General features: G+C 72.2%; 6 protein-coding genes. 3 read left to right on the plus strand and 3 right to left on the minus strand.

Annotated features, from left to right (window positions below):
* Positions 1–1142 (minus strand): SCO4651 family lipoprotein (locus CCN42_RS46385; protein ID WP_479688100.1); only part of this gene is annotated, 1142 nt, incomplete at its 3' end.
* Here CCN42_RS46385 and CCN42_RS36415 point away from each other — a divergent pair.
* Complete coding sequence (locus CCN42_RS36415; RefSeq protein WP_086741610.1) at positions 1027–1983, plus strand: helix-turn-helix transcriptional regulator; 957 nt, start codon at positions 1027–1029, stop codon at positions 1981–1983. The two genes, CCN42_RS46385 and CCN42_RS36415, sit on opposite strands and share 116 nt — an antisense overlap.
* Positions 1984–2028: 45 nt before the next feature.
* On the opposite strand, the gene CCN42_RS36420 is transcribed toward CCN42_RS36415, so the two are convergent.
* Both CCN42_RS36420 and CCN42_RS36425 read right to left on the minus strand, forming a co-directional pair.
* Positions 2029–2358, minus strand: a complete 330-nt coding sequence (locus CCN42_RS36420) for an ANTAR domain-containing protein (RefSeq protein ID WP_086741611.1) — start codon at positions 2356–2358, stop codon at positions 2029–2031.
* A gap of 144 nt (positions 2359–2502) precedes the next feature.
* Positions 2503–2961, minus strand: a complete 459-nt coding sequence (locus CCN42_RS36425) for an ATP-binding protein (protein WP_086741612.1) — start codon at positions 2959–2961, stop codon at positions 2503–2505.
* A 771-nt stretch (positions 2962–3732) separates the two neighbouring features.
* Between CCN42_RS36425 and CCN42_RS36430 the strand changes: the two genes are divergently transcribed.
* Together CCN42_RS36430 and CCN42_RS36435 are read left to right on the plus strand one after the other, a co-directional pair.
* A complete protein-coding gene (locus CCN42_RS36430; RefSeq protein ID WP_086741613.1) occupies positions 3733–4959 on the plus strand; it encodes a PP2C family protein-serine/threonine phosphatase in 1227 nt (408 codons plus the stop codon).
* Positions 4960–5062: 103 nt separating this feature from the next.
* Positions 5063–6033 (plus strand): sensor histidine kinase (locus CCN42_RS36435; protein WP_143662145.1); only part of this gene is annotated, 971 nt, incomplete at its 3' end.

Here is a 6033-nt window from a genome sequence, read left to right on the forward strand (position 1 = left end):
CGGGCCGGCGGGGCGTCCGCTTCCAGCTCGGTGCCGAAGTCGCTGAACTCCAGCACGGTGCGCACCGTCACCTCCTGCGACTCGGTCGCGGTCTTCGCGCCGGTGCCGTTCTTCGGGGCGGACGGGGCCTGCACGGTCATGTCCACCTGCTGACGGCGGATACGGCCTTCGTCGTCGAGCCAGATGTCCATCGGGAGGGTGGGGCCGAGCTGCTTGCTCAGCCGGGCGCCGTCGGGCAGCTTGGCCACGNNGCGGGTGGTGGCGACGCCGCCGATCTCGGCCGACCCCTTGTTCGTCACGTCCTTGTCGTCGATCGCCTTGGCGAGCGCCGCGGAGCGGGCCGGGTCGTTCACGGACCGGCCGTCGGCTCCCTGCCGGGCGGCGACCTTCTCCAGGTCGATCTTGATCCACGGCTTGCCACCGGGCGCCTGCCCGGCCGGAGGCTTCTGGTACAGCACCTGGTCGATGACGCGCTGCTCCATCCGCTGCCCCTCCGCGGTGACCGTCATGACGCTGTCCCCGTCGTCCAGGTCGACGGTGCCCTTGCCGTTCGCGGTCACGGAAGTGCCGCCGTCGGAGGTCCGCACCTTCAGCGTCACTCGTGCGGTGTCCTCCTCGGCGGTCCTGTCGTAGGCGGAACGCACCGCCTGGGTGCCCGGTTCCCGCGCGCCGGGGCTCTTGGGGGTGGCGGAATCCTTCGCGGGTCCGGCCGCGTCGCCGCCGTCGTTCCCGCAGCCGACGAGCACCGTGCCGACGAGGATTCCGGCGACGGATAAGGCCCCGATCCTGCCGCCGCTGACTGACCTGCCCATCGAGAGGCTCCTCTCAGCTCGCATCTGGTCGCGTCCGTTGCCCCAAGTGCCCTTCCCCGAGGGGAACATGCGCGCTTCGGCGGTCGGTCGCACCCGTCCCGGCCGGGGCGCCCGGACCCACCGGGGTGATCGTCCTCGTGGCCGCTCGGGGCGTACGTGGGGGTAACGTCGTGGGGAAGCGGGACTTTCCGAGGCTTGCCGGGGAGGTGATGTGATGGGCTCGCTGGTGTTCGACAGCGACGACCTGGAAGCGACGGAGGCGTTCCTCTGCGAGGCGTACGCCCGTATGACGATCAGCAGCGGCACCCCGGACAGCAGCCCGGCCCGCATCCGCCGGGACACCATGCCGTCGGTCAGCGTCGACGAGCTGGAACTCGGCTTCGACATGAGCTACGCCGTGGAGCCCCTGGGGCGGATCTGCCTGTGCCTGGTCCACGAGGGAACCCTTCAGGACCACGTGTACCAAGGGGTGCGGGACGACTTCGGGCCCGGGGACATGGTGCTCCTCGCTCCGCCCGACCTGCCGTACGCCGGACGGGTCTGCACCGCCCGCTACAACATCACGATGCTGGATCCCGCGCTGCTGGACCAGGTCGCCGCCGCCGGGCCGAAGCCGGCCCCGGGGCCCGTGCGGCTGACAGGGCACCGGCCGCACTCGCGGGCCGCGGCCCGCCAGCTGACGAACACCATCACCTACCTGCGTGACCACGTCCTCGGCGACCCCGCCACCGCCGGTCAGCCGCTGATCATCTCGGCCGGCAGCCAGCTGCTGGCCGCGAGCGTCCTGGCCGCCTTCCCGAACACCGCGCACACCGAGCCGACCGCCCAGGACCGGACCGACGCGCACTCCGCCACCCTCAGGCGGGCCGTCGCCTACATCGAGGACCACGCCGACCAGCCCCTCACCGTGGCCGACATCGCGGCCGCCGTGCACGTCACCATCCGCGCCCTGCAGTACGCCTTCCGTCGCCACCTCGACACCACACCGCTCGCCTATCTGCGCCGCGTCCGCCTGGCGCACGCCCACCGGGAACTGCGCGAGGCGCATCCGCTGGGCGGGGTCACCGTCGCGGACATCGCCGCACGCTGGGGTTTCCCGCACCCCGGCCGTTTCGCCGCGCTCTACCGGGAGGCCTACGGCACCAGCCCCTCCGACACCCTCCGGAGCTGAGCCTCCGCCTCCGACCCGCACCGGAGGGGCCCGGCCCCGGGAAGATCATCGCTCGTCCACGGATCCGGGCGGCCCCGACGACGGCCGGTGCCGCTCCACCGAGGCGTCCAGGGCCTGCCGGATCTCCGGCGGCAGCCACTCGCACCGGGGCCACTGGACGATGTGTTCGGCCACTTCCCGCAACTTCGTGTTCGTGTGCTGGGACACCTCCTTGAGCACGTCCCAGGCCACCCCGGGGAGCAGACCGGCGTAGGCGATCACCACACCGATGGCCTGGTCCACGACAGCATGCGAGACGACGGCGTGCTTGAGCTGCTCCACTTCCTCCCGGAGAGCGATGATCCTGTGCACGGAGTCCTCTTGTTGCTGACGCATGGTGGGCCCGCTCCTTGCCGAGTCGGCCTGTCGATCATCGCGCTCGTGCCCTGATCAGGTGGCGGCAGAGGCCTCCAGAACGAAAACTTCGCGGCGTGGCAGTCCGGAAAACGAAACGGAGGCCTGTCGACCGCTTCGTGGCTGTCAGTCGTGGTCCGCGTCGTCCAGGGACACCGTGGCGGTGACGTCCTTCCCGGTCGGCCGCGGGGTGGCGTGGAACCGGATGCTCAGCGAACGCACCAGGTGGAGCCCGTGGCCGCCGATCCGGCCGGGGTCGCGGGGCTGCACCAGCGGCAGGCTGGGGGACGTGTCCCGGACGGTTATCCGCAGCGACCGGCCGTCCGGACTCACGTTCAGCATCAGCGAGCAAGGGCCCGGGGCGTGGCGTACGGCGTTGGTGACGAGTTCACTGACGACGAGGCAGGCGTCCTCGGCGACCCTCCGTCGTGGCGGCCGGCCGGCCTGCCTCAGCAGGTCGGTGACGGCGCGGCGCGCCTCGGCGATGTCGGGGACGGTGCGCTCCCAGGTACAGGTCAGGGCCAGGGGCCGGCGAGCTCCGGCCGTCCGGACGTTCCTCGCCTGCTGCTTGAGCGAGTTCTCCATGCAGAGTTCCTCGTGTGCGGGTGGTGGTTCTCTCGTATGACGCGGGTGGCTGTGCCGTCCTTTCCGCATACCCCGAGTGCCGCGAGCCAGGGGTGCGACCCTGGAAACACATCCCTCCGGCTGCCGGAAATTCGTGGACGACGCACCGCCCGGACCGGAGCCCCGCCTGATTGGCGAACGCATGTTCGATGGTAATCGAGGCGGCATGGGGTCGAGGGTTGCGGGTAGGCGCCGACAGAACAGCCGGACTCTCGGGATGGGCGGACGATGACGACGTCGGTGACGACTGACAGGCGAGCCAAGACGCCGCCGGACGCGCGGAGCCTTGCCTCGGCGGCGCCGCACGGCGTCCCGGCCGTCGACGCCCGGCCGCCCTGTACCGGCCGCCTCCCCTCCTCGCCGGAAGCGCCCATAGGGCAGGGTGGGGACCGGCAGCCGGACCTGCACGTACAGTGAACGCACCCACGGAGGCGGGCGGTCCGCTCGCCGGGCCGGGCCGAGTCCGGCGGCCGGCGCTCCGCCGGACCGGGCCGTCCCTCGGTTCCGGGACGTCGCCGCCGCGCGCGGCGGGCCCCCGGGTGCTGCGCTGAACCCGCCCGGAACGGCGGCCTCATGGCCCGGGTCGGGGGTCGGTGACCGCGCCGTGCGCCCCCCGGCCATCATGTGGGTGACTGGTGAAGATCGAATCGCCGCTCTGCGTATGCTCGACCGCCGTCGGGCGGAAACAGCCGTACGGCAGGCGGCGGGTACGGGGCGGGGAAGGTCGGGACGATGGTGACGTCACAGGCTGGGGCTGCCGACTTGGTGAGAGCGGCCCAGGCGGATGCCGAGGCAGGATGGGAACGGCCGGAGCCGTCGGTCCTCCTCGTGGAGGACGACCCCGGCGACGCGCTGCTCGTCGAGGAACTGGTCGCCGACAGCGCCCTCAAGATGCGCCTGCGGTGGGTCCGGTCGCTGACCGAGGCCGCCGAGGTGCTCGCCACCGAGGTACCGGACTGCGTCCTCCTCGACCTGCATCTGTCGGACGCCCGGGGCCTGGAGGCGGTCTCCCTGCTCCAGGCGCACGCCGAGCACGTGGCGGTCGTGGTGCTCACCGGGCTCGCTGAGGAGGACACCGGACTCGCCGCGGTCGCGGCCGGCGCACAGGACTACCTCGTCAAGGGCCGGGTCGAACCCGAGCTGTTCGGACGAGCCGTGCAGTACGCGATCCAGCGCAAGCAGGCCGAGCAGGCGGCGGTGGCCCTCCAGGCCAGCCAGATGCAGGCCCGGGAGAACGCCCGCCTGGAACGCGGGCTGCTGCCCCGCCCGCTGCTGCACACCGAGGAAGGCGTCCAGGTCGTGGCCCGCTACCGGCCCGGACGGGCGCAGGCGTTGCTGGGCGGTGACTTCTACGACATCGTGCAGAGCGCCGACGGCACGGTCCACGCCCTGGTCGGTGACGTCTCCGGGCACGGGCCGGACGAGGCGGCCCTGGGCGTGGCCCTGCGGATCGCCTGGCGCACCCTGGTGCTGAGCGGGATCACCGGCTCGGAGCAGATGAGGCGGCTGGAGGAACTCCTGGTGGCCGAGCGGGCCCGCGACGAGGTCTTCGCCACCCTCGTCAGCCTGGCCGCCGTCCCGGGAGAGCAACGCGCCCACGTGGTACGGGCGGGTCACCACGGTCTGCTCCAGCGCACCCGCGACGACGTGGAGTGGGTCGAGGTGCCGGGTGGACCCGCGCTGGGGCTGCTCCCCGGCGGCGCCCGCTGGCCGACCGCCGAACTGCCGGTGCCGTCGGGGGACTCGGTGGTCCTCTTCACCGACGGGCTCTTCGAGGGGCATGTCAGCAGGGGTCCGCAGCGCCTCGGCGAGGAGGGCCTGCTGGAACTCGCGCGCAAGGCGGCCGACCTGCCGCCGGAGGAGTTCGTGGACCGCCTGATCGCCCGGGCCGAGGAACTCGCCGAGGAGCGGGGCGGTCTGGCCGACGACGTGGCCGTTGTCCATCTGAGCTGGAACTGAACGAGTGGAACGAGTGGTGTCTGAGAGAGCGGTGAACACGGTCGGCGCGTGGAGCGGGCGTCGGCTGACGGTGCAGGGCTGGTTCTATCTGGTGCTGGCGCTCATGACGTTGCTGGTCGTGATCGGCACCGTGATCGGCACGAACCTCCTGAACCAGACCGCGGACATGACGGACCGCCTGCTCCAGCGGACCCAGCCGGCCCAGACCGAGGCGTACAAGCTCCAGGCCGCCCTGGTCGATCAGGAGAGCGGCATCCGCGGCTACACGATCACCGCCGATCCCCAGTTCCTCACCCCCTACACCGAGGGCCAGCGGGACGAGAGGAACGCCGCCGCCCGGCTGCGCGACCTCATCGGTGACCGGCCCGGCCTGCTCGCCGACCTGCGCGCGGTCGAGAAGCAGGCGGCCGACTGGCGGCGCGTCTACGCCGGACCCGTCACCGCCTCGGTGACCCCCGGCGAGCCGGCGCCGATCGACCAGCGGATGGCCGAACGGGGCAAGACGGAGTTCGACCACGTGCGCGACCGGCTGGCCGAGCAGAGCGCCCGGCTGGACGAGGCGGTCCGGGACGGCCGCGACCGCCTGGCCCACGAGCGGACGGTGCGCGACTCGGTGCTGGCCGGCATGGTGATCGTCTTCCTGCTGACCGGTGTGGCCCTCGCCATCCTGGTGCGGCTGCTGGTGACCCGCCCGCTGGAGGCGCTGCGCGGGGCGTCGAGGCGCGTGGCGGGCGGGGAGTTCTCGTACGTCATCACCGGGGAAGGGCCCGTCGACCTGACCGCGCTGGCAGGCGACGTGGAGGGCATGCGCCGGCGGATCGTGACCGAACTCGAGGCCTCCCACGACCAGCAGAAGACGCTGTCCCGGCAGGCCGCCGACCTGAACGCCCAGGCCGTGGAGCTGCGCCGGTCCAACGTCGAACTCGAACAGTTCGCCTACGTCGCCTCGCACGACCTCCAGGAGCCGCTGCGCAAGGTGGCGTCCTTCTGCCAGCTGCTGGAGAAGCGCTACGGGGACCAGCTCGACGACCGCGGCCGGCAGTACGTCGACTTCGCCGTCGACGGCGCCAAGCG

Source organism: Streptomyces glaucescens (assembly GCF_002154375.1).
Taxonomy (GTDB): Bacteria; Actinomycetota; Actinomycetes; order Streptomycetales; family Streptomycetaceae; genus Streptomyces; species Streptomyces glaucescens.

Coding starts and splice junctions, on each gene's coding strand:
- CCN42_RS36430 (WP_086741613.1), top strand. CDS start 3,733: ATGGTGACGTCACAGGCTGGGGCTGCCGACTTGGTGAGAGCGGCCCAG.
- CCN42_RS36425 (WP_086741612.1), bottom strand. CDS start 2,961: ATGGAGAACTCGCTCAAGCAGCAGGCGAGGAACGTCCGGACGGCCGGA.
- CCN42_RS36415 (WP_086741610.1), top strand. CDS start 1,027: ATGGGCTCGCTGGTGTTCGACAGCGACGACCTGGAAGCGACGGAGGCG.
- CCN42_RS36420 (WP_086741611.1), bottom strand. CDS start 2,358: ATGCGTCAGCAACAAGAGGACTCCGTGCACAGGATCATCGCTCTCCGG.